Origin of the sequence: Agrobacterium sp. 22117 (assembly GCF_052045735.1) — a bacterium.
Classification (GTDB): domain Bacteria; phylum Pseudomonadota; class Alphaproteobacteria; order Rhizobiales; family Rhizobiaceae; genus Agrobacterium; species Agrobacterium cavarae.
The window spans coordinates 648,551-674,745 of the sequence record NZ_JBQEPP010000001.1 but is presented as its reverse complement, the minus strand read 5'-3'; the positions used below and the strand labels follow the sequence as shown (position 1 = coordinate 674,745).

The window sequence follows — 26,195 nt, the reverse complement described above, 5'->3', positions numbered from 1 at the left end:
TTAGGAGAATGCCAATGTCACCACGCCTCTTCCTTCTTTCTACCGCACTTCCCATCGCCATGGCCTTTTCCACCGCCGCTTTGGCGGGAGAGGTGAAAGCCGTCGCCTCCTTCACCGTGCTTGCCGATGTGGTGAAGCAGGTGGGCGGCAAGCATGTGACCGTTACCAGCCTGGTCAAGCCGGATGGCGACCCTCATGAATTCGAACCGTCGCCTGCGAATGCGAAAAGCCTGAATGCCGCAGATGTCGTCTTTGTCAGCGGGCTTGGTCTGGAAGGATGGATGGACCGGCTGATTTCCGCGTCGGGCTACAAGGGAACACCTGTCGATGTGTCCCAGGGCATCAAGACGCGCGAGATGGATGAGGACGGCAAGACGGTGACCGATCCGCATGTATGGAACAGCCCGGTCAACGTCAAGGTATGGGTAAAGAATATCGAGACGACGCTTGCCGCGGCCGACCCCGCCGACAAGGATGATTTCAAGGCAAATGCTGCCGCCTATCTTCAGAAGCTCGATGAATTGGATCGTTACGCGCACCAGAAGTTCGATCCCATCCCACAGGATCGCCGTAAGATCCTCACAAGCCACGATGCCTTCGGTTATTTCGGCCGTGAGTATAACGTCACGTTTCTCTCGCCGCTCGGCGTTTCGACGGAAACGGAAGCCTCTGCCGGCGACGTGGCAAAGCTGATCGAGCAGATCAAGGCAGAGCACGTCAAAACCTATTTCTTCGAAAACTCGAATGACCCGAGACTGGTCAAGCAGGTGGCCAAGGCAACGGGCGCTGCCCCCGGCGGTGAACTGTATGTCGAGTCCCTCTCCAAGGCGAATGGCCCTGCACCGACATATGAGAAGATGTTCCGCTACAACGTCGACAAGATCGCCGATGCCATCAACAAGTCCAGTTGATTTGAAACTGAATGGCCCTCGTTACCCCAAGCCGGGTGATGAGGGCCATTCATCATCGATGTCGGAAACTTGGCTGCGTGTGGTCAGACAGCCATGTCGAAAACGAGGATGCCGGCCAGGCCGCCATCGGTCAGGCCAGCCAGGCGTTCACCAACCTCGATGTGTTCCGGATGCACGAGATAGTCGTCTCGCGCTTCTGTGCTCTCAAAGGTGACGATGAAGCCATCCAGGAACCCACCGTTCAAGCCTTCCGACGATACGTTCTGGCCGCATTTGATGTCGGAAATGCCGGGAATGACGTCCTTGAGCGCCATGATTGCCTCATAGATCGCCTGTTTGTCGGACGTGGTGGTTGCGGATTTAAACCGCAGGAATACGCAGTGAAGTATCGTCAAGTGTCTCTCCTCTTCGACTGTGCAGCTCGGTCCGAGACTACACCATCGCTTCATGACCGCCGTTTGAACGGTTCCATGCCTTTTCGCGCCAGTTCATCGGCGCGTTCGTTTTCCGGATGTCCGGCATGACCCTTGACCCAGTGCAGCGTGACCTTGTGTCGCTCGCGCGCCGTCTCCAGAGCCTGCCAGAGTTCGACATTCTTGACCGGTTTATTGTCGGCGGTCTTCCAGCCCTTTTTCTTCCAGCCGAAAATCCACTTGGTGATGCCATCCTTGACGTAAGCGCTATCGGTGTAAAGATCGACCTCGCACGGCGCCTTCAGCGCGTTGAGCGCCTCAATGGCCGCCATTAGTTCCATGCGATTGTTGGTGGTGTCCGCCTCGCCGCCGTTCAGTTCCTTTTCCACCTCGCCATAGCGAAGTACGGCACCCCAGCCGCCCGGTCCGGGATTGCCCGAACAGGCGCCATCGGTGAAGATATCGACATGCTTCATTCTTCCACCAGACCATATTCGGCCACATGGCCAATGGAGCGGTGAAAGCGCAACTTGCGCAGATATTCAAGCGGATCCTTTTTGACCACCAGAGCGCCAGCGGGCGTCGTCAACCAGTCATAGAGGCGGGTCAGGAAGAAGCGCAGTGCGGAGCCACGCGCCAGAATCGGCATGGCCTCCAGCTCGGCTTCACTCATCGGGCGTACCGATTGATAGCCCTCAAGCAGTGCCTTGCCCTTGGTGACGTTATAGGAACCATCCTTCTCGAAGCACCAGGCATTGAGGCAGATCGAGACGTCATAGGCGAGAAGATCGTTGCAGGCAAAATAGAAGTCGATCAGGCCGGAGAGCTCATCGCCCAGGAAGAAGACATTGTCCTGAAAGAGATCGGCATGGATGACGCCCGACGGCAAATCCTTCGGCCAATTGGCGGCGAGGAAGGCGATTTCCGGATCGATCTCGTCCTTCAGACCACTTTCGACTTCGTCGGCGCGGGCTTCGGACTTCTCCCACAACACCTTCCAGCCCTCGAGCGAAAGAGCGTTCGGCCGCTTGATGTCGAATCCTTCGCCTGCCACGTGCATGGCCGCCAGCGCCTTGCCGACTTCCCGGCAATGCTTAGCCTCAGGCTTTCTAAGCCACATGCCTTCCAAAAACGAAATCAGCGCTGCCGGCCGGCCGGACAACTCGCCTAGTAGCGCACCGTCTTTTCGCGGCAGGGGCAGCGGGCAGGACAGCCCCTTGTCGGCCAGATGCTGCATCAGTCCCAAAAAGAAGGGCAGATCAGACTTCTCCACGCGCTTCTCGTAGAGCGTCAGGATCAGCGGGTCTTTCGTCGTGTGCAGCAGGAAATTGGAGTTTTCGACACCCTCGGCGATCCCTTTATAGGAGGTCAATTCGCCGACGTCATATTGGCCAAGAAACTGTCTCAGCTCGTCTTCGGTGATGTCCGTGTAAACTGCCAATGGAATTCTCTTGAAAAGGAATGAAAAAGGATTAGCCGTTCAGCGCGGCTTTCGCAGGAAGCGCGTCGCTCGCACTGCCATTGACGAATGCCATGTCTTCGGTGGTGAGTTCAATATTGCGAAGCTCGCGATTCACCAGAAAATGCTCGGTCTCTTCTACCGTTACGGCAAGATCAAGTGTCGTGTCGAAGCGTTCTTTAAAGGCCTGAATGATTTCGTCGACGATGACCTCCGGCGCGGATGCACCTGCCGATAGGCCTACGGTGCGCACGTCGCCGATTTCGCTCCAGTCGATTTCTGCGGCACGCTGCACCAGCACGGAGCGCTGAGCGCCGGCACGCAAGGCAACTTCCACCAGACGCTTCGAATTGGACGAGTTCGGTGCGCCGACGACGATGAAGAGGTCACAGCCGGGGGCCGCCTGCTTCACCGCATCCTGGCGGTTGGTGGTGGCGTAGCAGATGCTGTCGGCGGCTGGCGCCTGCATGGCCGGGAACCGTTCCTGCAGCTTGGCGATAACGCCCGCCGTATCATCGACGGAGAGCGTCGTCTGCGTCACGAATCCGAGGTTTTCGGCATCGAGCGGCTGATAAAGCGCTGCGTCTTCCACCGTCTCGATCAGCGATACGGTGCCCTCGGGCAACTGCCCCATGGTGCCGATGACTTCCGGATGGCCGGCATGGCCGATGAGGATGACATGGCGACCAAGTCGCTGGTGGCGCATGGCCTGCTTGTGGACCTTGGAGACAAGCGGACATGTGGCATCAAGATAGAAGAGGTTGCGCGCCTGCGCGTCTTCCGGCACGGATTTCGGCACGCCATGGGCGGAGAACACCACAGGCTGCTGGCGATGTTCGGCAGGGATTTCGTTGAGTTCCTCGACGAAGATCGCACCCTTGGCTTCCAGCCCCTCGACGACGTAACGGTTATGGACGATCTCGTGGCGCACATAGACCGGAGCGCCATAGGCTTTCAGCGCCAGCACGACGATCTGGATCGCCCGGTCGACACCGGCGCAGAAACCGCGCGGGCCACAGAGCCTGATAGTGAGAGGCGGCTTGGACACGGCCTTGTTCATTCCTGCTCCTTTCGCCTGCCGCATTTCATAGACACCGCAAGCGTTGCCCGATGATTGTCGCCCGCCAGCAGCAAGCCGTGCAAGCGAGGCTGCCCTACTCCTTCGGGCCTTTCATGCTCCGCACATAGGCAAAACCGGCCACGAAGACAAGGGCGGCTGCAAGACCGTACCATGTAATCGCATATTGCAGGTGATTATTGGGCAGGTCGATCAGCGTCACGCCGCCCTTTGGCCAACCGCCCGGATTGGGTGCGTCATTGGCATCAATGAAAAACGGCACGAGCTTTTCGGCAGGAACGCCGGCACTCTTGGCCATGGCGTGAATATCTTTCCAGTAGAAGATATTCTTGGCAAGGTCGTTGTCGGGCAGCATCATGGATGGCTTGGCCGCAAGCTGCGCGCGCGCAAGCCCCTCGATCGTGACGCGACCAGCGATCTGCCCCTGCTCACGCTTGGCTGGATCTTTCATGTCGTAAGGTACGAAGCCACGATTGATGAAGATCTCCCGACCATCATCCAGCGTCAGCGGCGTATAGACATAATAGCCCGTCTGCCCCTGATGCGTGGCGAAGAAGTGCCGCTCCCTGGCGTGATCGAAAATGCCAGAAAGCCGAACGGTGCGATATTCGATGTTACCACCCGACGAGGCGATCGCCTGGATTTCGCTCAGTTCAATAGGAGCGGAATGGACCCGGAGGTCAATTTCGCTCAGCAGGGCTTCCTTCCAGTAGAGGCGCTTCACCTGCCAAGTGCCGAGCGACAGCAGAATAATCAGCAACAAAAGCACCAGCGGACCGGCAAACCATAAGCGCCGGTGAGATGGCTTGAGACCGGCGGGGTCACCCATGGTCGATTTTACCTTCACTGGCATTGTTGCGATATTGCAGTGCCACCATGATACCCTTGAACTTGCGCAGCAGAAGTAGCGAAACGATCACCGTCAAGGGAAGCCAGATCAAGGCATGAAGCCAGACTGGCGGCGCGAAAACGGAATCGAACCAGAGTGCAAGGCCGATGATCAGAAAACCGACGATCAGCATGACGAAGACGGCCGGACCATCGCCAGCGTCGGCAAAAGCATAATCCAGCCCGCACGCGCTGCAACGTGGTTTTAGCTTGATAAATCCATCGAACAGTTTGCCGCGCCCACAGCGGGGGCAGCAGCCTTGCAGTCCGACCTTGATAGGATCGACGGGAGGGAACTCTCCAGTATCGTGCATCCTAGCTCCTCCATCCCTGGACACAAGAAGCGCGGCAACCTGCCGCGCTCATTTCGCCGCTAGATGAAGCGACACCTGCCCTTCGCCATCAAGCGTAGGGGCGGCATTGCACCGCCCTCTACAAGCCTCTTCAGTGGCCAGTCTCCGCCAGTGGCGCGCCCCAGCCGCCCCAGATGTAGATGGCGAAGAAGAGGAAAAGCCAGACAACGTCAACGAAGTGCCAGTACCACGCCGCTGCTTCGAAGCCGAAGTGATGCTTCGGAGTGAACCCGCCAGCGATGGCACGGAACAGGCAGACCAGCAGGAAGATCGTTCCAACGAAGACGTGGAAACCATGGAAGCCCGTGGACATGAAGAATGTCGCGCCGTAGATCGAATTCTTGAAATCGAACGGAGCGTGGACGTATTCGTAAAACTGTACGGCCGAGAAAAGCACGCCAAGTGCAACGGTCAGAGCCAGGCCGGTTATCATGCCCTTGCGGTCATTGTGCAGCAGAGCATGGTGCGCCCAGGTAACACAAGTTCCCGACAACAGCAGGATGATGGTGTTGTAGAGCGGCAGATGCCACGGATCGATCACCTCGATGCCCTTCGGCGGCCACTGACCGCCCGTATAAGCAAGACGCGCGGCCTGGATGGCTTCATGCGGATAGAGGCTCGCATCGAAGTACGCCCAGAACCATGCCACGAAGAACATGACTTCCGAGGCGATGAACATGATCATGCCGTAGCGCAGATGCAGCGAGACGACCGGCGTATGGTGTCCCTCGTCGCCTTCCTTGATCGTATCCGCCCACCACGCATACATGGTGTAAAGAACGATCACGAGGCCGATATAGAACATCCAGGGATTGGCAAGTTCGAAGCCGAACAGCTTGAAGGAACTGCCATTCAGGTAGCGCATGTAACAGATGCCGCCAAAGGTCAGCACGAAAGCGCCGATCGATGCCAGAAGCGGCCATGGACTCGGGCTTATGATATGGTAGTCGTGGTTCTTCTGATGCGTATCTGCCATGTGATCAATCCCCGAAGGCTCTTCCCAATTTCGCGAACCCGTCTCGCTGACCTGATATCAGGCGACCGGTTCATTCCCTGGCGCGATCTTGCAACCACGCCTCCCTCTCTCAAAGTCTCGTTTCGTCACGTTCCGTCTTTGCCGGCAAGGACGCAACCGGTTTTTCCGTTTTCGACGGGTAAAACGTATAGGACAAGGTCAGTGTATGAATGTTCTTCGTTTCCCGAGCCTTGACGATTTCCGGATCGATAAAGAAAACCACCGGCATTTCCAGCGTCTCACCCGGCTGAAGCGTCGTCTCGGTGAAGCAGAAGCACTGCACCTTGTTGAAATAGGCGCCGGCTTCCATCGGCGTCACGTTGAAGACGGCGGTCCCCGTCGTTGCCACGGGAGAACGGTTGGTCGCCTTGAAGGTCACCTGGATCGTCTCGCCAATCCGAGGCTCGACCATCTTGTTCACCGGTCGGAAGTCCCAGTTCAGACCGTTGGAGGTGTTGGAATCAAACGTCACCTTCATCGTCTTGTCGAGGATGACATCGGAATATTGCTCGACGCGCTGGGTGGTGCCGTTATAGCCGGTGACCTGGCAGAACAGGCGGTAGAGGGGCACGGAGGCATAGGCCATGCCGACCATGCCGCAGACGAAGACGAGACACAGCACAAGGATCGAGCCGTTGCTCGTCTTTCTGCTTCCCGTCGTCTTTTGAGCTGTTGCCATGTCTCCCTCCTCCCGAGCGTCGTCCGGTCTAGTGACCGCCGATCTTGATGATGGTGATGATGTAGAAGAGCACCACCAGGGCCGCGAGCGTGAGGCCCAGCGCGATATTTCTCCCGCGCCTCGATCTCTTCTGCGCTTCGTTGAGCTTTACGGTCTCGATCATGCCGCACCCCCAAACATCGTGACAAAGGACGGCACGAGATGATCGGCCAGAAGCGCGGAGAAAATCGCAAACAGGTAGAATACCGAGTAAGCGAACATCTTCTTTGCCGGCATCATCTTTTCATCGCCATCCGGCATGCGCCGAACGGTGATAGAACAGTAGACGAAGATGACGCTCAGCACGGCAGCGAAAATTCCATAGCCCAATCCGGCGAGACCGGAGAAATAGGGTGCCACGGCAACCGCCATGGTCAGCACGGAATAGGCAATCATCTGGTTCTTGGTCGAGCGTTCACCAGCGACATTCGGCATCATCGGGATGCCGACGGAGCCGTAGTCGCGCATCTTGAACAGCGCCAAGGCCCAGAAATGCGCGGGCGTCCACAGGAAGATGATCAGAAACAGGATGGTGCTGTCGAGGGACACGTTACCCGTGACGCAAGCCCAGCCGAGCATGGGCGGGAAAGCACCTGCAGCCCCACCGATCACGATGTTCTGTGGCGTCGAGCGCTTGAGCCACATCGTATAGACGACGGCATAGAAGAAGATGGTGAAGGCCAGAAGACCGGCAGCAAACCAGTTGACCGCGAGACCCAGAATAGCAACCGAGAAGACCGAGAGCGTCAGTCCGAAGGCAAGCGCCTCACCCGGCGCAATCCGGCCAGATGGAATGGGGCGCTTGGCCGTGCGAGACATGACCGCATCGATATCGGCATCGTACCACATATTCAACGCGCCCGACGCGCCTGCGCCGACCGCGATGCAAAGGATCGCAATCACGCCGAGGATCGGGTTGATTTGACCCGGGGCGAGAATAAGTCCGGCAAAGGCCGTAAAAACCACGAGCGACATCACGCGGGGTTTCAAGAGCTCGAAGTAATCGCGCGCGCCGGCTTCCGAAAGCGAGGCGGAGTCGATTGCCAGCGTGTCGTGATTGTCAATAACGGTCATTATTTCCTGCTTTCCCGAAAGGCGCCCCATTGCAATGCGGCGCCATTTCTCATTTCGCCCGGCGTAAAACTGACATCTATCATGTTACGCCGGACAAAACGCTCGGACAAAATGCCTCAGCGGATGCGCGGAAGCTGCTCCCACTGGTGGTACGGCGGAGGAGACGACAGCTGCCATTCCAGCGTGGTGGCACCTGGACCCCAGGGATTATCGCCAGCGATACGCTTCTTGGCGAAGGCTTCCCAGACGCCGAAGAGGAAGATCAGGACAGCAACCGCCGAGATGTAGGAGCCGTAGGACGAGACCAGGTTCCAGCCCGCATAGGCATCCGGATAGTCGATATAGCGGCGCGGCATGCCGGCCAGACCCAAGAAGTGCTGCGGGAAGAAGATCAGGTTGACGCCGACGAACATGACCCAGAAGTGCAGATTGCCGATCTTTTGGTTGTACATGTAGCCGGTGATCTTCGGGAACCAGTAGTACCAGCCAGCAAAGATCGCGAAGACGGCACCCAGCGACAACACGTAGTGGAAGTGCGCTACGACGTAATAGGTGTCGTGCAGCGAACGGTCGAGACCGGCATTGGCGAGCTGAACGCCGGTAACACCACCCACCGTGAAGAGGAAGATGAAGCCGATTGCCCAGATCATCGGTGTCGTAAAGGTCAGCGAGCCGCCCCACATCGTTGCGATCCAGGAGAAGATCTTGATGCCGGTCGGCACCGCGATCACCATGGTTGCAAAGACGAAGTAGCGCTGCGCTTCAAGCGAGAGGCCGACGGTATACATGTGGTGTGCCCACACGATGAAGCCGACGGCACCGATCGCGACCATGGCATAGGCCATGCCGAGGTAACCGAAGATCGGCTTCAGCGAGAAGGTCGACACGATGTGGCTGATGATGCCGAAGCCGGGCAGGATCAGAATATACACTTCCGGGTGGCCGAAGAACCAGAACAGGTGCTGGTAGAGGATCGGGTCGCCGCCGCCGTCAGGAGAGAAGAAGGTGGTGCCGAAATTGCGGTCCGTCAGAAGCATGGTAATGCCACCTGCCAGAACCGGAAGCGACAGAAGCAGAAGGAAGGCGGTAACGAGCACGGACCAGGCAAACAGCGGCATCTTGTGCAGCGTCATGCCGGGCGCGCGCATGTTGAGGATCGTGGTGATGAAGTTGATCGCACCGAGGATCGAGGATGCACCGGCAACGTGAAGCGCGAAGATCGCAAGATCGACCGCCGGCCCCGGCATACCGCTCGTTGATAGCGGTGGATACATGGTCCAGCCACCACCCACACCATAGGCACCTGCCGGACCTTCGACGAAGAGCGAAAGAAGAAGCAGAATGAAGGCGGGCACGAGCAGCCAGAAGGAGATGTTGTTCAAGCGCGGGAAAGCCATGTCCGGCGCGCCGATCATGATCGGCACCATCCAGTTGGCAAAACCGCCGATCATGGCGGGCATGACCATGAAGAAGATCATGATGAGCGCATGCGCGGTGGTGAACACATTGTACATGTGCTTGCCGCCGTCGATGGCCGCATCACCTTCGAAGCCATAGACCATGGTTGCCAGGCCGTGGAAGATCTGGATGCCCGGTTCCTGCAGCTCCATGCGCATGACGACCGAAAGGCCGCCGCCGATGATGCCGGCAATGATTGCGAAGATCAGATAGAGCGTGCCGATATCTTTATGGTTGGTCGAGAAGAACCAACGCTGCGCAAAGCTCGGCATATGATCGTGATGCGCGTGATCGTCGCCATGCGCGCCATGGGCGGCACGATCATGAGAGTGATGGTCGTCGTGTGCGGAATGTCCAGCCATTGTCCTCACCCCTTGCCTTAGTTGGTTTCATTTGCAGCGACGCGAAGGGCGCTTGCGCCATCCACAGAAGCCATCAGCGCCCGGTTGGCACCGCTCAAATCAGAAGCAGCGGCAGCAGCCCAGGTTTTATATTGCTCTTCGGAAACCACCCGTATGGCAATCGGCATGAAAGCGTGATCCTTGCCGCAAAGCTCGGAACACTGACCGTAGTAAAGTCCTTCTTTCTCCGTCTTGAACCAGGTTTCGTTCAGACGGCCAGGAACGGCATCGATCTTGACACCGAAGGCCGGCATCGCAAACGCATGAATGACATCCGTCGGCGCAGCGGTGACGAGAAGACGAACCGTCTTGTTCACCGGAACAACCATTTCATTATCGACGGCGAGAAGGCGAGGATAGATCGCGCGGTTTTCCTTGCCAGCAGCAGCGCGGTCGGCATCCTTCAACAAGTAGCTGTCGAAGGCCAGAGGCTCTGAACCTTCTGCCGCCTGGTATTCGTAGTTCCACTGCCATTGGGTGGCGGTTGCCTTCAATGTCAGGTCAGGATTTTCCGGCTGCGTCAGCTGCGCGTTGAGCAGGTTGAAGGACGGGAATGCCAGGAAAAGAAGAATGAGAACGGGAGCCAGCGTCCAGATGATTTCGATCGCCGTATTGTGGCTGGTCTTGGACGGTACCGGATTCTTGGATGCCCTGAACTTCGCAACAACGAGAATGAGCAGGACGAGAACGAAAAGCGTGACGGGAACGATAAACCACAGGGTATATTGTTCAAACCAACGAATTTCGTGCATGATTGGCGTTGCGGCCTCCTGCAATCCCATCTGCCAATCCTTCGGCTGGTCAGCGCGGGCGCCGACAGCCGAGAGCAGACAGATCATGCCCGCAAACGCTGCGTTAATCCTAGTAATCACGGTACCTCTCCCTCACGCACCCGGTCATGATCAATCCCAGGCACAGAATCCATGCTTATAGTATTAGACTCAAATCATAGTTTGCCCGCCGCCGCAATATCGCCCAGCTTTTGCAGAGTGGCATTTTTCTTCCCCCTAATTTTTCCCACTCACGCATCGTTGAAACCATATCGAAAAACCAAAAACGGCACTCATCATTCCTGAGGCCGTATTGGATTTAAGCCTCCACAGGTCCTATTTTGGCCGTACTCACTTGGAAATGAGAGACCCGGCTCTTTCATTTCCAGCACCGGACGTCAAAATAGCCGCACTGATTCGAATTCCAGAGGTATCCATGCGTCTGCCCCCGATTGCGCGCGCCGCTCTTGTCGCCGCCGGTTTCTCTCTTCTCGCGTCCGGCGCGAGCGTCGCCCAGCAGCCGCCTGGTACGCCGAAGTCCACGCACGGCTCATGGTCGGTGATCTGCGACAAGCCCGCGGGCGCGTCCGAAGAGCAATGCGCATTGATGCAGAACGTCATTGCCGACGACCGCCCGGAAGTCGGCCTTTCGGTCGTCGTGCTGAAGACCGCCGACCGCAAATCCCGCATTCTTCGCATCCTCGCACCGCTTGGCGTGCTGCTCAAGGATGGAATGGAACTCTACATCGACAATAACAATATCGGCCGTGCCTATTTCACCCGCTGCTTTTCCGAGGGCTGCTATGTGGAAGTCGACATCGACGATGAGCTGATGAAGGTTCTGCGTGCGGGAAAGCACGCGGTTTTCGCATTGCGTGAATCGGTCGACCAGGATCGCGTGGGTATTCCGATCGAACTCAGCGGCTTTGCTGAAGGCTATGACGCGCTCCCTTGACGTATGCTGTGGCTGGCGGACAGATGCGCTGTGCCCGATCGACAATTCCCAAACAGACCCCTGAGGCGGCTTGCGCCGGCTCATCCCAGCACCTAAATCTCACATGAATAGATGATGGATGCTGACGCCTGGAGTACGCGATGACCCAAGACCTTCTGACGCTTTTCGATTGCGATGAGGGGACCTTGCGGAGCCGCGTCGCGGACGCCCTTGCAGGCGCCGATGACGGCGAACTCTTCGTCGAACATGCCCAGGCGGAATCGCTCACCTTCGACAATGGCCGCCTGAAAGGCGGCAGTTTCAATACCGATCAGGGTTTTGGCCTTCGCGCCGTTGTCGGCGAGACGGTCGGTTACGCCCATGCGGGCGAGCTTTCGACTGCCGCGCTGCAACGCGCAGCCGATGCGGTCGGCGCCGTCACCAAGGGCTACTCCGGCTCCTATGCGGCGGCACCCCAGCGCACCAACAAGAAGCTCTACGGCGACGAAAACCCGATCGGCTCGCCCTCCTTCGAGGAAAAGGTCAAGCTTCTGACCGAGATCGACACCTATCTGCGCGACAAAGACCCCAAGGTTCGCCAGGTGACGGCATCGATTGCGGCAAGCTGGCAGATCGTCGATATTCTGCGCGCCGATGGGCACCGCGTCAGTGACGTTCGCCCCATGACACGCATCAATATCTCCGTGGTCACCGGTGAAGGCGATCGCCAGGAGACCGGTTCCTACGGTATTGGCGGACGTGTCGGCTTCGGTGATTTCATTACAACCGAGAACTGGCAGCGGGGCGCTGACGAGGCGCTGCGCCAGGCGCTGGTCAATCTGACGGCAATCGACGCGCCTGCCGGCACAATGGATGTCGTGCTCGGCTCCGGCTGGCCCGGCGTCATGCTGCACGAGGCGGTCGGGCATGGTCTCGAGGGTGATTTCAACCGCAAGAAGACATCGGCCTTCGCAGGCCTGCTTGGTGAGATGGTCGCAGCACCTGGCGTCACAGTGGTGGATGATGGAACCATCGACAACCGTCGCGGCTCGCTGACGGTGGACGACGAGGGCACGCCGTCCGGCTACAATGTGCTGATCGAAAACGGCAAGCTTGTCGGCTATATGCAGGATCGTCAAAACGCCCGGCTGATGGGCATGACGGCGACAGGCAATGGACGCCGCCAGGGATATTCCCACGTTCCTATGCCGCGCATGACCAACACCTACATGCTCGGCGGAGACAAGACACCGGACGAGATCATCGCGTCGGTCAAGAAGGGCATCTACGCCGTCTCCTTCGGCGGTGGCCAGGTGGACATCACCTCGGGCAAATTCGTGTTCGGCTGCACGGAGGCCTATCTCATCGAGAACGGTAAGATCGGCGCGCCGGTCAAGGGCGCCATGCTGATCGGCAACGGACCGGATGCGATGAAGCGTGTGACGATGATCGGCAACGACATGAAGCTCGACACCGGCATCGGCAATTGCGGCAAGGCCGGCCAGTGGGTGCCGGTTGGCGTTGGCCAGCCGCATCTACGCATGGACCAGATCACGGTCGGCGGCACCAAGGCCTGAGGTCTGCAGATGGGGACGCTCGTCAAGATCGTTCCCTATAATGCTGATTGGCCGCGCCTCTATCGCGAGACCCAAGACCGTCTCGAAGCGTTGTTGGGCGAGATTACCGAAGGCATCGAGCATGTCGGCAGCACGCCGCCAAGCCCTATATTGATATCGACGTTGTTCTGAAACATTCCACGCAGATGGAAGACGGCAGGGCGCGCATGCAAGCCGCTGGCCTCGAGCCGCGCGGGTCTCGCCGCGATGACGGGGTGTTTGCCTTTATGCTTCGGGATCCGTTGCCGGGTCTGCGCGTTTATCTTTGCCCGCCCAATAGCCTCACCCAGCAGAACAGATTGCGTTTCCGTGATATCCTTCGCCAGAACCCCTCTCTTGCCAATCACTATGCGACGCTTAAGATGGCTCTCGCCAAGCAATACACGGACAATGGCGATGCCTATACCCGCGCCAAGTCCGACTTCATTCGCGAGACGCTGAATACCGACACGTCCCCCGCATCCGCGCCCTAAGCGCCCTCTCCCCCGATCAGGAAAAGATGACCTTCGTTTCCAATGCACTCGTTCCCGAACTGGCCGTCACGGACTGGCACAAGAGCCGGACATTCTATTGTGACCTGATCGGCTTTCATGTCGTCTATGAGCGACCGGAAGAAGGTTTCACCTATCTTGCGCTCGGCGACGCCCAGTTGATGATCGACCAGATCGGCGCCGGACGCACCTTCGAGCAGGAGAATGCGCCAATCCACTTCCCCTTCGGACGGGGCATGAACCTGCAACTCGCTGTCCCGTCCCTTCAACCCATCCTCGACAGGCTGGAGCTTGCGCGCGTGCCACTTTTTCTTCCGCTTGAAGAGAAATGGTACCGCAAAGGGGAGACTGAGGTCGGTAACCGGCAGTTCGTCGTCCCAGATCCGGATGGCTATCTCATTCGCCCATTCGAGAGCCTCGGCGAACGCGTCTTCCGGTTCGGGTAAGGGATGGACATGACACTGCCTCGCATGCCCAAAGCGGTCGTCTTCGATATGGACGGCGTTCTGATCGACACCGAGACGCTTTATCGCGATTCCTTCCTGGCGGCTTCGCAGGATGGCGGGCACGATTTGCCGGTCGAACTGTACCAACGTGTCTGCGGAAGTCCCTGGGATGTCATCAGCGGCACGATCATTGCCGAACATGGCGCTGATTTTCCAATGGATGCGTTTCGTGACGCGTGGCTGCGTCATCTGGCCGTCAGCATGGCCGGCGGCGTAGAACTAAAGGCCGGTGTCGTGACGATGCTCGACCTGCTGGACGATCTTAAGCTGCCGCGCGCCATCGCCACCTCATCCCGGCACGAATCCGTCAATCGACATCTTGGGCCTCATAATCTCCTGGCTCGCTTCGATCACATCGTGGCGCGCGAGGATTATACCGAGCCGAAGCCCTCCCCCATGCCCTATCTAACCGCTGCCCAACGTCTTGGCGTCGATCCTGCGGAATGCTTGGCGCTGGAAGATTCCTATCACGGCGTTCAATCCGCCTCCTCCGCCGGGATGATGACGGTGATGGTGCCGGATGTCGCGCCTGCCACCGAGCGGATGCGGGAGACGTGCGTTGCGATCTGCTCCGGCCTGTCGGAGGTCGCTGCCTTGCTTCGTGATGAAAGGACGCTCGGCTAGTCGATAGAAGCTGGGTCGAAGCGCCATTTGCGTTCGATCGAACCAATCAAATCCAGCTGGTTGTGACGGGCAAGCAGAAGAACGTGGCCGAGCAGGTCTGCCACTTCATCGGAAAGGTCTTGCCTCATTTCCTCTGGTGTTTTGCCCTTCGTCCGACCACGCGCCGTCAAGCGGTTCCACGCTTGCGTCACCTCGCCGACCTCTTCCTGCAGCTTCAGCATGAACCAGTCAGAATCACGCTCGATACTGTTTGACGCAGCATAGGACGCCGAAGCTTTCTCGAATTTTTGCATCAGGTCAGCCAGCATCACGTTCCCCCTTCGTTCACGCGACACTGACCACGATTCGCCCGCCACTGTCGACGGCCATTCCCCTTACAGCATCGGGCCGAAATCGGACCCGATTTTCGGAAAGCACGACGCGCCAATTTAGAAAGATGACGCATCCCCTTGTGCGTCCAACAAGACGCGCGGCGCTTAGGGGTACATGCGGACCTTCGTCCATGGGGCGTCGGTGGATTCACGCCGGAATTCCACCCGGTCGTGGAGGCGGAATTTCCGGTCGTGCCAGAATTCGATGGTCAGCGGGTTGATGCGGAAGCCAGACCAGTATGGCGGACGCGGGATTTCACCCAGCGCATATTTGGCGGTGTATTCCGCCACCGCCTTTTCAAGTGCAAATCGGCTTTCCAGAGGTCGGGACTGCTTGGAAGCCCAGGCACCGATGCGGCTGCCGCGCGGGCGCGAAGCATAATATTCATCCGCCTCTTCGTCCGACACCACCTCTACCAGCCCACGAACACGCACCTGTCGGCGCAGGCTTTTCCAGTGGAAGCACAAGCCGGCTTTCTGTTGCCCAAGAAGCTCGTGCCCCTTGCGGCTCTCAAAATTCGTGTAGATCACGAAGCCGCGTTCGTCTGCCGCCTTCAGCAGCACCATTCGCACGCTCGGCATTCCGTCCTCATCCACAGAAGCAAGCGCCACCGCATTCGGATCGTTTATCTCCGACGCGGTTGCATCACGCAACCATTCGGCGAAAAGCGCAAATGGTTCATTTTCTTCCGTGAAGTCACTAGATGTTAACCCCGATTCCGACATATTGAATAAAATGCTCCAAAGCTGATTTGCGTACCAGAGATGAGTTCTGGGTAAGAGATGGTGATCGTCATAGCAAAGTCGAACAGTCGCACAAAGAGCTTCCTGTCATCGGTCGTCAATGTTTTTGCCGCCGGCTTTCTGGCCGTTGCACTGACTGGCTGTGTCAGCCTTGATCTTTTCGGCGGCGAAAAAGTCGACCGCTCGCTCTCCACGGCCTCCGTGCCAAACCAGCCGACCCAGCCGGCGCTCTCCGATGATGCCACCATTCGCAATGCCGTGACATCTGCCGACCTGGTGAAGGTTGCCGAATCTCCCGTTCCCTGGGCGAATGCAGCGACCGGCAGTGCCGGTGTCGTGACAGCAATCCGCGAAGACAGAACGACGGGCTTCGTCTGCCGCAACTTCAATACCACGCGCCATTCCTTCGAGGGCGTGGCGAGCTATACCGGGCAAGCCTGCCTTTCTGAGACAGGCGAATGGCTGATGACCCGCTTCGATCAGAAGTAAAGCATTTACCTTATTCTGCGAGATGAGACCTGCGACACGCTCAGTCATGCGTGTGTAAAGGTCTGGTTAGCAACTTCTTGCCACAGTCCCATCCAGTTCAAGACACTGATCGTGCAACATTTTCGAAGGTTGGCACGTTCAGGTCTCGAGTTTCTTCTGTTTCAGGTCGCTTCAACAGGCGGCTGCAGTCTCGGGCGTAACTGGTGGTTCGGATGCGTGATCCCTATTCTATTCTCGGCGTCAAGCGCGATGCCGATTCGGACGAGATAAAGGCCGCCTGGCGTTCCAAGGCGAAGACCGTTCATCCCGATCACAATCGCGATGACCCGGATGCCAACGCGCGCTTCACCGAGATCGGTCAGGCCTATGATTTGTTGAAGGACCCGAAGAAGCGCGGTCTCTATGACCAGGCGCGCCGGGCCTCGGACGGCAAGCAGCGAGAACAAACCATCATGCAGAAGCGGGAAGCCGCACGTGAGGCCGCCCGCCAGGCTGCCGAACGTGCAAAGGCCGCCGAGAAGCTGATGGAAGAATTGGCTCGGGCGCAGGCGCGCAACGAGAAAGCGACCGCCGAAAGCGAAGAAGGTCCTTCGGCCAACGCGACGAGCGGAAGCACCAAGCCGGAAACGCCCGAGGATATGCTGGAGCGTATCTTTGGCGCCGAAGCCAAGGTGAAGGGCGGCGTGGACTCGGGCAAGAGCGGTGTGGCTGGATCTGCCGAAGACGCATCCGCTCAGGAGACGGCGGAAGCCGGAAACTCTGTTGCGTTCGGCTTTTTCAATGCACTTATCCGGCGCTTCAAACCGGCTCCACCGGTCGTGGAGAAAGCCCCCGACATGACGGCGGAAGCGATCGTAACCGTGAGCGATATTATCGCTCAGAAGCAGGTGACGCTCCGCATGCCAGACGAGCGCGACGTGCGCTTCCAATTGCCGGTCGGAGCTACGGATGGACATGTGGTTCGGCTGAAGGGTCAGGGCCTCAAGCTGCCGGACGCACCACGTGGCGATCTCGTCGTAACCGTTTTGACCGCACGCGACGACGCGTTCACCGTGAAGGGCTACGATATCCACACGAGCCTACCGATTGCACTGGCCGATGCAGTGCTCGGTTGCGAGGCCAAGGTTCAATCGCCTCGTGGAGAACAGCAGCTCTCGGTACCGGCCTGGTCTGGTTCGGATAAGGCTATTCATGTGCCTGGAAAAGGCTTGCAGAAGGACGATGGCACCTTTGGCGATCTTGTCGTCGAGCTGCGGATCGTGCTGCTTGAAACACCGGATGCTAAAGTAACAGATCTGATGCGCCACATGCGCGAAGGCCTTTACCTGTGACCACTCCGTGAAAGCGGTGAACAACGCACCCTTTGTTACGATCCCTTACATGAGATGATCTGAGGCCTTCTTGAACAGTGGTTCTGCCTATGCCATAGGCAGGATCATTTTGGAATATGAGGGAGCATTACATGGCTCAGACATCCGGCCTGATGGCTGGCAAGCGCGGTCTCATCATGGGCGTCGCAAACAATCGTTCGATTGCCTGGGGCATTGCCAAGGCCTGTGCCGATGCGGGTGCCGAACTTGCCTTCACCTGGCAGGGTGACGCATTGAAGAAGCGCGTTGAGCCTCTCGCTCAGGAACTTGGCGCCTTCATGGCTGGCCATTGCGATGTGACCGATCTCGAAACGTTGGATACCGTTTTCTCGAATCTCGAAGCGCATTGGGGCAAGATCGACTTCGTCGTGCACGCCATCGCCTTTTCCGACAAGGACGAATTGACGGGTCGCTACCTCGACACGAGCCGCGACAACTTCAACCGCACCATGGACATCTCCGTCTATTCTTTGGCGGCCGTTGCAAAGCGCGCCGAGCCGATCATGAATGACGGTGGCTCGATGGTGACGCTGACCTATTATGGCGCCGAGAAAGTCATGCCGAACTACAACGTCATGGGCGTCGCCAAGGCAGCGCTCGAGGCCAGCGTGCGCTATCTGGCAGTCGATCTCGGCAATCGCGGCATTCGCGTCAACGCCGTCTCCGCCGGCCCGATCAAGACGCTTGCCGCCGCCGGTATCGGCGATTTCCGCTATATCTTGAAGTGGAACGAGTATAACGCACCGCTGAAGCGCACCGTTTCCATCGAGGAAGTCGGCAAGTCCGCGCTTTACCTGCTGTCTGATCTCTCCACCGGCGTGACCGGCGAAGTGCATCACGTGGATTCGGGCTATCACGCGATCGGCATGAAGGCTGTAGACGCGCCCGATATTTCCGTCGTAAAAGACTAACATTGTTCAGCGATAACGATTGGCGCCGCCTCATTTTTGACGTGCGGCGCCGTCACGTCTTTAAAGGACAGAGCTAAAAAAGCAGGGGTGTGCAGTGCTGGTCTATGTTATCCGCCACGGACAGACAGACTGGAACGCGATCAGAAGGCTTCAGGGCCAAAAGGACATTCCGCTCAACGACTTCGGCCGCTCCCAAGCCGTCGGCAACGGCAAAACTCTCTCCGCCATCCTCGGCCCGACAGCCCCAGACTTCGACTACGTGGCCAGCCCCTTGGGCCGCACGCGTGAAACGATGGAACTTCTGCGCGGTGCCATGGGCCTCGACCCCACCGATTACCGCACCGACGAACGACTCGTTGAAGTGTCATTCGGTGATTGGGAAGGCTACACCCTGCCCGAGCTCAAGCTTTCCTTTCCCGACCGCGTCAGGGCCCGGAAAGCTGCAAAGTGGGACTTTATTCCGCCGGGCCAGAACGCCGAAAGCTACGAAATCCTGTCCTGGCGCATCGGCGCCTGGCTTTCATCCGTCGAGCGCAAGACCATCTGTGTTTGCCATGGCGGCGTGATCCGCAGCATGTTCCGGCTGGTCTCCGGTATGGACAAGGACGAAGCGGCCGAGATTCCCATTCCGCAAGACAAGATCTTAAAGGTCGAGACCGACAAGAATCTGGCCGAATGGGTCGATGTCAGGGAGACCGTCTAAAGCGTATTGCGATCTTTCAGATTCGCTCCTTACGCTTTAGGTCCTTCTTCTGTCGCATTCGTTATCGCAAAGCGCTGCACAGTTTTGCTTGGGCCATGCAATCTTGCCAAGGAACCGAAGCTCCTTGTCGGGCGCCGATTGGGCAAGCCTCCCCGCATCCGAAGCGCGAGTGGAATACAGGACGGGTTTCGAACTGACCGACGCGCCAAAATTGATGTCGGATCTGCGTGCCCAACGCTTGCGATAGTTGGAAATGCCGAAGTAAACCGTGCTTGGTTTAACAGCCTAACCAAAGCAACGGCCTGAACGCGACACAGGCTTACTGCACGACTTCGAGATCGTCCACGACGCGTTTACCGTCGACTTCGGTGTAGAACACCAGGACCTTCACGCCGGGCTGCAGGCCTTCGAAATTGAACTCTTCCGGCACTTTGTAATTCTTGCCGTCGGCAAGTGTGATGTTCAGGCCCTTCACGTCGACCTTGCTGATGGTCGACTCGACATCGACGCTCTGGGCAAAGCTGTTCAGAGGGGCAAACAGATTTGCAGTGGCTAAAAGTGCGGCAATCATCAAGCGCATGGTTCTAGCCTCCTTCAGGCTCTTTACGAGTTTTGCATGCGACAAGATTTCTCTCCCGAATGTGGCGGAATTTGCCCGTAACAATGTCAATTTCGGTATAATTGGTGAATGGATTTTAACCAATATCAAGCGCTTAGACTTTTTTTGTACCTGGCGCCGTGAAAACCAGCGCGCGCGGCCTGCTATACTATTTGTTTTAGATTATCTTTTAGAGTTGTCCGCAAGAATTGTTTTCCAGGCATGGACTGAGGACTCTCCGACGTGGCATCAGCATCGACATTTTCGCGTAGTGTCCGCGAGAAGAGCACACGGAAAAAGATGCTGTTTGGAGCTTCGGCGGGAGTATCGCTTGCGCTGATCTACTTTATCGACCCAGCGTCCTTCTGGATTGCGTTGCCTCTGACGATCATTCTGCTTCTGGTTGCCGAGCGAAACCACAATCTGACAATGATCCACATTCGCGAGAGCAAGCTTCTCGAACTCTCCCAACGCTTCAAGCTGGCGATGGATTCGTCCAATATTGGCCTTTGGGAACTGAATGGTGACGACGCATGCTACCTTGATGGGCGGGCCGCGGGACTGCATGGTTATCCGACGACGGAGAACGAATTTTCTCTATCACGATGGCTGGAAGCGGTCGTTCCGGAAGACCGAGTAAAGATCACGGACTTTCTGACCCGCTGTACTCAGGGAGAGGAGACCCACTCCGAAGTCTACCGGGTCCAATTGCGCTCTGGCGAACTACGCTATCTGCGAGCGGCAGGCTCAAACTACAGCACAGCGGATGGCGCGCGTCACACGAGCGGGATCATCTGGGATGTCACCTCGGATATGCAGGTGGCCGAGACACTAAAGAACTCCGTCTATAGCAGTCACGTGAAGAACGCCGAACTCGAGCTTGCGCTTCAGGAACTGTCTTCCCGTGAACACGATCTCATGGAACTGTCGCGGCGGCTCGACTTCGCGCTCCAATCCTACAATTGTGGCATATGGGAAGCCAATCTCTCGACCGACCATTCCTATTGGGACCGCCGTATGCACCAGCTCTATGGGCTGGACTATACAACCGGCTATACAGATCGAGCGACGTGGCTGAACTGTCTTCATCCAGATGACCGGGAGAAGGCGTCTGCGGACGCCGACCGATGCGCGGCCAACAACGAACCCTTCTCCAGCATTCAGCGCGTGCTGCTTCAAGATGGAGAGGTGCGCTACGTTCGCTCCGTGGGCAGCATCCATATTGACCGGGATGGACTTCGCAAGGTCATCGGCATTGCTTTCGACATCACCGCAGATGTGCGCCTTGCCGACGAGCTGAAGGCCGCAAAAGAAGAGGCCGAGGCACGCAATGCGGAGCTGATCGAGGCGAAGTCACACATCGAACACAACGCGCTGCACGATCCACTGACCGGGCTCGCAAACCGGCGAAAGCTGGATCTGGAGTTGGACTATCTGACGTCCTCACCTGTCGCGGCTGGCCGGGCACGTTTTGCCATCCTCCACCTTGATCTCGACCGCTTCAAACAGATCAACGACACGCTGGGGCACGCAGCAGGCGACGCAACACTGGCCAGGGCAGCAGAACTCCTTCGCCTCAATGTGGGCGATGCCGGCGTCATCGCCCGTATTGGCGGGGACGAGTTCGTCATCCTCGTCTCTCAGGTGACGGACAAGTACATCGTCACATCCATAGCGTCGAACATCATCGCGGCTTTCCAGCATCCCTTCGATTTTCAAGGGTTCACATGTCGATGCGGTGTCTCGATCGGCATCGCCTTTGGCGACGCCCAAGACAATGATGCACGCAAGATCCTCATCAACGCCGACCTCGCACTCTACCGCGCCAAAGCCATGGGCCGGAACCGCTACGAGTTCTTCACGCAAAATCTTCAGGCCGAGATCGTCAATCACAAGCGCACTGCCGACGAAATCCTGGCGGGGTTGGAGAAGGGTGAATTCGAAACCTGGTACCAACCGCAACTCTGCGCCAGAACCGGCGAGATCGCCGGCATGGAAGCGCTGGTCCGCTGGCGTCACCCGACACGCGGCCTGCTGACGCCGGACAAGTTCCTGGGTATCGCGGAAGAGCTGGACGTCGTTCAGGCGCTCGACCGCCTGACGTTGCAGAGCGCCCTGCAAGACAGACGGCTATGGAGCCTGAAGGGGTTGGAAATCCCTCGCGTCTCGGTCAACGTTTCAATCCGTCGCCTGCACGACGCCCAGTTGCTCGAAAGCCTCCACCAGCTTTACATCATGCCCGGCGAAGTCGTTTTCGAACTGGTCGAATCCATCTTTCTCGACGACAGCGACGAGCAGGTGGTTCAAAATCTCGACCAGGTCAAAGAGCTCGGCATCGACATCGAGATTGATGATTTCGGCACCGGACATACCTCGCTCATCAGCCTGCTGCGCCTCAAGCCGAAGCGCCTCAAGATCGACCGTCAGCTGGTCATGCCAATCCTCGGTTCGCCGCAGGAACGGGCGCTGGTCCGTTCCATCATCGATATTGCCCGCTCGCTTGGTGTCGAGACCGTCGCTGAAGGCGTGGAAACGATGGAACATGCCGCTATGCTGAAAGACATGGGCTGCGATATCCTGCAAGGCTATGCCTTCGCCGCACCTCTACCGGCTCAAGAATTTTCAGCCTATGCCATGCAACAGGAACTGCGTCGCGTGTCCTGATGCAGGCGGCCCTATTCCGATCAAAGAAAGGCTTTTGCCTTCCAGGTATTTTCCACTAAGGAGATGACCGCGCATTTTTGTAAATTTCGCGTCTCTTTATAGGAAACGCTGCCTGGTCTGGTTTTATTGTCATGTCGCATAACACGTTCGGTCACCTCTTCCGCGTTTCAACCTGGGGCGAAAGCCATGGTCCGGCGCTGGGCTGTGTGGTGGATGGCTGCCCTCCCGGCATTCGCTTCACGCTCGCGGAAGTGCAAGCCTGGATGGACAAGCGCAAGCCTGGCCAGAGCCGCTTCGTCACGCAAAGACGCGAAGATGACATCGTCAAGGTCCTTTCCGGCGTGATGCTGGATGAGGACGGCGAGACCATGATCACCACCGGCACGCCGGTTTCCATGCTGATCGAAAACACCGACCAGCGTTCCAAGGATTACGGCGAGATCGCCAAGCGCTACCGTCCAGGCCACGCAGATTTCACCTATGATCTCAAATACGGCATTCGCGACTATCGCGGCGGCGGGCGCTCCTCTGCACGCGAAACCGCGGCACGGGTGGCAGCCGGCGCCCTTGCCCGCAAGGTGGTGCCGGGGATGACCGTTCGCGCAGCACTCGTGCAGATCGGCAAGCACAAGATCAACCGCGACAACTGGGATTGGGCACAGGTCAACGAGAACCCGTTCTTCTGCCCGGACCCCGACATGGTGCCGATCTGGGAGGACTATCTCGATTCGATCCGCAAAGCGGGCTCTTCCATCGGTGCTGTGGTAGAAGTGGTCGCCGAGGGCGTTCCGGCAGGCATCGGTGCGCCGATCTACGCCAAGCTCGATCAGGATATCGCCTCCAATCTGATGTCGATCAACGCCGTCAAGGGTGTCGAGATCGGCGAAGGTTTTGCGTCTGCGGAACTCAGCGGCGAGGAAAATGCCGACGAGATGCGCATGGGCAATGACGGCCAGCCCTTCTTCCTGTCGAACCACGCGGGCGGCATTCTGGGTGGCATTGCGACAGGTCAGCCGATCGTTGCACGCTTTGCCATCAAGCCTACCTCTTCGATCCTCACCGAACGCCAGTCCATCGATGCCGATGGCAATAATGTCGATGTCCGGACCAAGGGCCGTCACGACCCCTGCGTCGGCATTCGCGCCGTTCCGATCGGCGAAGCGATGGTCGCCTGCACTGTGGCCGACCATTACCTGCGCGACCGCGGCCAGACCGGCAGACTGAAATAAACAGGAGAAACAGCATGGCATACGATCAGAAACGCGTCGTTGAAGCGATCCGCGCCTTCGAGGCAGGCGAGATCGTTGTGGTCATGGATGATGACGGGCGCGAGAACGAAGGCGATCTCATCGTTGCCGCGGTGCATTGCACCGGTGAAAAGATGGCCTTCATCGTGCGCCACACCTCCGGCATCGTCTGCGCCCCCATGCCGCGCGAGGAAGCCAAGAGGCTGAACCTCAACGCCATGGTTTCCGAGAACGACAGCGCCCATACGACTGCCTTCACGGTCTCCGTCGATTTCAAGCACGGAACCACGACAGGCATCTCGGCGGATGATCGCACCCTGACGGTGCGTAATCTTGCCAACCCCAATGTGGGCCCCGCGGACTTCACCCGTCCCGGCCACATCTTCCCGCTGGTGTCACGCGAAGGCGGGGTCCTGATGCGCTCCGGTCACACGGAAGCAGCTGTCGATCTCTGCAAGCTTGCCGGACTGCCGCCGATCGGCGTCATCTGCGAGCTCGTCAATGACGATGGCAGCGTCATGCGCGGTCCGCAGGTTTCGAGCTTTGCCGAAACCCACGGTCTCAAGCAGGTCTCGGTTGCCGACCTGATCGCCTACCGCCAGCGCAAGGAAACGCTGGTGGAGATGGAAAGTCAGGTCACCATCGACACGCCTTTCGGTCCGGCCAAGGCGCAGACCTATTCCCTGCCCTGGGATCCGATGCAGCATATGGCGGTGATCTTCGGCGATATTCGTGATGGCGTAGACATTCCCGTCCGCCTGCATCCGGAAAACGTGGCCGACGATATTTTCGGCAGCAAGCAGCCGGTGCGCCATTACATGCAGAAGATTGCTGAAGAAGGCCGCGGCGTCATCGTCTATCTACGCGAGGGCTCGGTCGGCGTTGGCAAGGTCGAGGGCCGGCGCAAGTCGCGTGATGCGGACGAATCGCACGAACAGGCGCGTTCCCGCGAAGAAGAATGGCTGGAAATCGGGCTTGGCGCGCAGATCCTGAAAGACCTCGGCATCAGCTCCATCAAGCTCTTGACCACGCGCGAACGCCACTATGTCGGCCTGGAAGGTTTCGGCATCAAGATTGCTTCTACGGAGCTTTGCTAATTGCAAAACCGGCAGGCGCGGTATCGTCCGGGCCTGCCAGCCAGCCATCGAGATACCGCACACTCTCCACGCCGGTGAATTTTGCCAGCCGATTCAACTCGGCATCCAGCTTTTCCAGCCGACCGGATGACGGTCGCACGCCCTTTTCCAGCCAGAGCCTTCTGACGTCGAGCGAACCGTTCTTGCGCTCGGCCTTCATGTCGATGCGTCCGATCATGCGGTCGCCTTCGAGAAGTGGGAAAACATAGTAGCCATACTGGCGCTTCGGCTCCGGCACGAAGACTTCGATACGATAGAAGAAACCGAAAAGGCGTTCGGTACGGGCGCGGTTGCGCAACAGCGGATCGAAGGGGCTGAGAACCCGGACCCGCTGCGGCGGCTCGAGTGACGCCTCCGCCTCCATCTCATCTGCGAAACTCGAAAAGGCATAGGACGCGCGCTCCTTCGCGCCATTGGCAGAGATCAGCGAAACCTCGACCAATTCGTCCCGGTGAGACATCACCCAGTCCTTCGCCTCATTGGGCGTTACCAGATCGAAGAAAGCGGAAATTTCTCCCGATGTCGCAAAGCCCAGCCGGGACAGCGCCTCACGGCAGGCCCAATCGATGAACCCTTCGTGGCTGACGTCCCGCTCGTAATGCTCTTTCAGAATGACACGTTCTGAAAGATCGTAGACCTTCTGAAAGTTCACACGGCGGGCAATAGAAAGCCTACCGGTGTGCCACATATATTCAAGCGCCGTCTTGGAAGGATGCCAGTTCCACCAGCCACCGGATTGATGATCCTCTGCCTTCATGTCGCGCGACATGACTGCACCGTTTTCCGCAATATGCCGGTAGGTTTCCTCAAAGGCGGAATCGAACCCCTCCCCGTGCCATTTACGCCAGCGCTCCTCTATGATCGGCTCGCGGCGACGAAACCGATGTTTCCAATAGGGATAAAAGGCTGTCGGAACGATCGACGCGTCATGCGTCCAGTGCTCGAAAAGCGTTCGGTCTTTTTCCAGGAGCGCGGTCAGATGCTCCCGCTTGTAGGTCTGGTTTCTGGAAAAAATGATCTGGTGGTGGGCTCGCTCCACCGTGGCGATGCTATCCACCTGCACGAAGCCCAGCGTCGTAATAAGTTCGAGCAATCCATCCTTCGACAGCGCCCTGTTCGGCGGTGCCGAAAGGCCCTGTCTCGCCAGGAAAATACGCCGTGCTGCTTCGTTGGAAACCAGAATCGCCATGCCCTGAACTCTAGAAGTCTCCTGCTTCGAAATCAATGTTCTTTTTTTGTTCTTGATTTCGCCA

At 58.0% G+C, this 26,195-nt stretch carries 28 protein-coding genes and 1 pseudogene; 13 read left to right on the top strand and 16 right to left on the bottom strand.

From position 1 onward, the window contains the following. The first annotated feature begins 14 nt into the window (after positions 1-14). A complete protein-coding gene (locus ACTJKV_RS03190) occupies positions 15-911 on the top strand; it encodes a metal ABC transporter substrate-binding protein (protein ID WP_111847574.1) in 897 nt (298 codons plus the stop codon). An 83-nt stretch (positions 912-994) separates the two neighbouring features. Here the strand turns inward: ACTJKV_RS03190 and ACTJKV_RS03185 are convergent, their stop codons facing one another. The 12 genes from ACTJKV_RS03185 to coxB form a co-directional block, all read right to left on the bottom strand. Further along, entirely contained in the window at positions 995-1,300 is a 306-nt protein-coding gene (locus tag ACTJKV_RS03185; RefSeq protein ID WP_274103934.1) for a Dabb family protein, read from the bottom strand. 56 nt (positions 1,301-1,356) lie between these two features. Beyond that, positions 1,357-1,800, bottom strand: a complete 444-nt coding sequence (gene rnhA / locus ACTJKV_RS03180) for a ribonuclease HI (RefSeq protein ID WP_062425884.1) — start codon at positions 1,798-1,800, stop codon at positions 1,357-1,359. Next, positions 1,797-2,765 carry a homoserine kinase gene (locus tag ACTJKV_RS03175; RefSeq protein WP_274103913.1) on the bottom strand — a complete coding sequence of 323 codons (969 nt, stop codon included), beginning with the start codon at positions 2,763-2,765 and terminating at the stop codon, positions 1,797-1,799. The genes rnhA and ACTJKV_RS03175 overlap by 4 nt, the downstream gene beginning before the upstream one ends. 31 nt (positions 2,766-2,796) lie before the next feature. Continuing rightward, positions 2,797-3,843 carry a 4-hydroxy-3-methylbut-2-enyl diphosphate reductase gene (gene ispH, locus ACTJKV_RS03170; RefSeq protein ID WP_274103914.1) on the bottom strand — a complete coding sequence of 349 codons (1,047 nt, stop codon included), beginning with the start codon at positions 3,841-3,843 and terminating at the stop codon, positions 2,797-2,799. 94 nt (positions 3,844-3,937) lie between these two features. Then, positions 3,938-4,714, bottom strand: coding sequence for an SURF1 family protein (locus ACTJKV_RS03165; RefSeq protein ID WP_274103915.1), 777 nt, complete (start codon positions 4,712-4,714; stop codon positions 3,938-3,940). Next, positions 4,683-5,063, bottom strand: coding sequence for a DUF983 domain-containing protein (locus ACTJKV_RS03160; protein ID WP_062599454.1), 381 nt, complete (start codon positions 5,061-5,063; stop codon positions 4,683-4,685). The genes ACTJKV_RS03165 and ACTJKV_RS03160 overlap by 32 nt, the downstream gene beginning before the upstream one ends. Before the next feature lie 130 nt (positions 5,064-5,193). Beyond that, the gene (locus ACTJKV_RS03155; protein WP_062425889.1) at positions 5,194-6,078 is read right to left on the bottom strand and encodes a cytochrome c oxidase subunit 3; all 885 of its coding nucleotides are present in this window, start codon (positions 6,076-6,078) and stop codon (positions 5,194-5,196) included. A gap of 109 nt (positions 6,079-6,187) precedes the next feature. Next, complete coding sequence (locus ACTJKV_RS03150; protein ID WP_112359397.1) at positions 6,188-6,796, bottom strand: cytochrome c oxidase assembly protein; 609 nt, start codon at positions 6,794-6,796, stop codon at positions 6,188-6,190. A 28-nt stretch (positions 6,797-6,824) separates the two neighbouring features. Beyond that, positions 6,825-6,959, bottom strand: a complete 135-nt coding sequence (locus ACTJKV_RS03145; protein ID WP_153311095.1) for a hypothetical protein — start codon at positions 6,957-6,959, stop codon at positions 6,825-6,827. Next, a complete protein-coding gene (locus ACTJKV_RS03140) occupies positions 6,956-7,909 on the bottom strand; it encodes a heme o synthase (RefSeq protein WP_112519221.1) in 954 nt (317 codons plus the stop codon). The genes ACTJKV_RS03145 and ACTJKV_RS03140 overlap by 4 nt, the downstream gene beginning before the upstream one ends. A 116-nt stretch (positions 7,910-8,025) precedes the next feature. Further along, on the bottom strand, positions 8,026-9,729 hold the full coding sequence (ctaD, locus tag ACTJKV_RS03135; RefSeq protein WP_111847567.1) for a cytochrome c oxidase subunit I: 1,704 nt from the start codon (positions 9,727-9,729) through the stop codon (positions 8,026-8,028). A 17-nt stretch (positions 9,730-9,746) separates the two neighbouring features. Next, complete coding sequence (coxB, locus tag ACTJKV_RS03130) at positions 9,747-10,607, bottom strand: cytochrome c oxidase subunit II (protein WP_062425893.1); 861 nt, start codon at positions 10,605-10,607, stop codon at positions 9,747-9,749. Positions 10,608-10,974: 367 nt separating this feature from the next. Here coxB and ACTJKV_RS03125 point away from each other — a divergent pair, with 367 nt between their 5' ends. The 5 genes and pseudogenes from ACTJKV_RS03125 to ACTJKV_RS03105 all read left to right on the top strand — a co-directional run bounded on the left by ACTJKV_RS03125 (position 10,975) and on the right by ACTJKV_RS03105 (position 14,709). After that, entirely contained in the window at positions 10,975-11,493 is a 519-nt protein-coding gene (locus ACTJKV_RS03125) for an invasion associated locus B family protein (RefSeq protein ID WP_062425894.1), read from the top strand. A gap of 140 nt (positions 11,494-11,633) precedes the next feature. Continuing rightward, a complete protein-coding gene (gene tldD / locus ACTJKV_RS03120; protein WP_062599450.1) occupies positions 11,634-13,049 on the top strand; it encodes a metalloprotease TldD in 1,416 nt (471 codons plus the stop codon). Between the two features lie 9 nt (positions 13,050-13,058). Then, positions 13,059-13,561 (top strand): annotated as a pseudogene (locus ACTJKV_RS03115) (GrpB family protein). 26 nt (positions 13,562-13,587) lie between these two features. Continuing rightward, the gene (locus ACTJKV_RS03110) at positions 13,588-14,025 is read left to right on the top strand and encodes a bleomycin resistance protein (RefSeq protein WP_112359393.1); all 438 of its coding nucleotides are present in this window, start codon (positions 13,588-13,590) and stop codon (positions 14,023-14,025) included. A gap of 9 nt (positions 14,026-14,034) precedes the next feature. Then, positions 14,035-14,709: an HAD family hydrolase gene (locus ACTJKV_RS03105; RefSeq protein WP_062599671.1), complete on the top strand. Its 675-nt coding sequence runs from the start codon at positions 14,035-14,037 to the stop codon at positions 14,707-14,709. On the opposite strand, the gene ACTJKV_RS03100 is transcribed toward ACTJKV_RS03105, so the two are convergent. Together ACTJKV_RS03100 and pdxH are read right to left on the bottom strand one after the other, a co-directional pair. Then, positions 14,706-15,017: a MazG nucleotide pyrophosphohydrolase domain-containing protein gene (locus tag ACTJKV_RS03100; protein ID WP_274103916.1), complete on the bottom strand. Its 312-nt coding sequence runs from the start codon at positions 15,015-15,017 to the stop codon at positions 14,706-14,708. The genes ACTJKV_RS03105 and ACTJKV_RS03100 overlap by 4 nt on opposite strands. Before the next feature lie 168 nt (positions 15,018-15,185). Further along, positions 15,186-15,806: a pyridoxamine 5'-phosphate oxidase gene (pdxH, locus tag ACTJKV_RS03095; protein WP_062599446.1), complete on the bottom strand. Its 621-nt coding sequence runs from the start codon at positions 15,804-15,806 to the stop codon at positions 15,186-15,188. Between the two features lie 57 nt (positions 15,807-15,863). Here pdxH and ACTJKV_RS03090 point away from each other — a divergent pair, with 57 nt between their 5' ends. The 4 genes from ACTJKV_RS03090 to ACTJKV_RS03075 all read left to right on the top strand — a co-directional run bounded on the left by ACTJKV_RS03090 (position 15,864) and on the right by ACTJKV_RS03075 (position 19,297). Then, the gene (locus tag ACTJKV_RS03090) at positions 15,864-16,313 is read left to right on the top strand and encodes an RT0821/Lpp0805 family surface protein (protein WP_082479170.1); all 450 of its coding nucleotides are present in this window, start codon (positions 15,864-15,866) and stop codon (positions 16,311-16,313) included. A 212-nt stretch (positions 16,314-16,525) separates the two neighbouring features. Further along, positions 16,526-17,644: a DnaJ C-terminal domain-containing protein gene (locus ACTJKV_RS03085; RefSeq protein WP_062599670.1), complete on the top strand. Its 1,119-nt coding sequence runs from the start codon at positions 16,526-16,528 to the stop codon at positions 17,642-17,644. 131 nt (positions 17,645-17,775) lie between these two features. Next, positions 17,776-18,594, top strand: a complete 819-nt coding sequence (gene fabI, locus ACTJKV_RS03080; protein WP_062425901.1) for an enoyl-ACP reductase FabI — start codon at positions 17,776-17,778, stop codon at positions 18,592-18,594. A gap of 94 nt (positions 18,595-18,688) precedes the next feature. Then, positions 18,689-19,297: a histidine phosphatase family protein gene (locus ACTJKV_RS03075; protein WP_274103918.1), complete on the top strand. Its 609-nt coding sequence runs from the start codon at positions 18,689-18,691 to the stop codon at positions 19,295-19,297. 319 nt (positions 19,298-19,616) lie between these two features. On the opposite strand, the gene ACTJKV_RS03070 is transcribed toward ACTJKV_RS03075, so the two are convergent. After that, positions 19,617-19,877: a DUF1344 domain-containing protein gene (locus ACTJKV_RS03070; RefSeq protein ID WP_062425904.1), complete on the bottom strand. Its 261-nt coding sequence runs from the start codon at positions 19,875-19,877 to the stop codon at positions 19,617-19,619. A gap of 318 nt (positions 19,878-20,195) precedes the next feature. Between ACTJKV_RS03070 and ACTJKV_RS03065 the strand changes: the two genes are divergently transcribed. From ACTJKV_RS03065 to ribB, 3 genes are all read left to right on the top strand, one after another. After that, positions 20,196-22,559 carry an EAL domain-containing protein gene (locus ACTJKV_RS03065; RefSeq protein ID WP_274103919.1) on the top strand — a complete coding sequence of 788 codons (2,364 nt, stop codon included), beginning with the start codon at positions 20,196-20,198 and terminating at the stop codon, positions 22,557-22,559. 131 nt (positions 22,560-22,690) lie between these two features. Continuing rightward, positions 22,691-23,788: a chorismate synthase gene (aroC, locus tag ACTJKV_RS03060; RefSeq protein ID WP_440598443.1), complete on the top strand. Its 1,098-nt coding sequence runs from the start codon at positions 22,691-22,693 to the stop codon at positions 23,786-23,788. A gap of 14 nt (positions 23,789-23,802) precedes the next feature. Continuing rightward, positions 23,803-24,903: a 3,4-dihydroxy-2-butanone-4-phosphate synthase gene (gene ribB, locus ACTJKV_RS03055; RefSeq protein ID WP_062425907.1), complete on the top strand. Its 1,101-nt coding sequence runs from the start codon at positions 23,803-23,805 to the stop codon at positions 24,901-24,903. On the opposite strand, the gene ACTJKV_RS03050 is transcribed toward ribB, so the two are convergent. Then, on the bottom strand, positions 24,887-26,131 hold the full coding sequence (locus ACTJKV_RS03050; RefSeq protein ID WP_440598442.1) for a winged helix-turn-helix domain-containing protein: 1,245 nt from the start codon (positions 26,129-26,131) through the stop codon (positions 24,887-24,889). The two genes, ribB and ACTJKV_RS03050, sit on opposite strands and share 17 nt — an antisense overlap. Between the last annotated feature and the right edge of the window lie 64 nt (positions 26,132-26,195).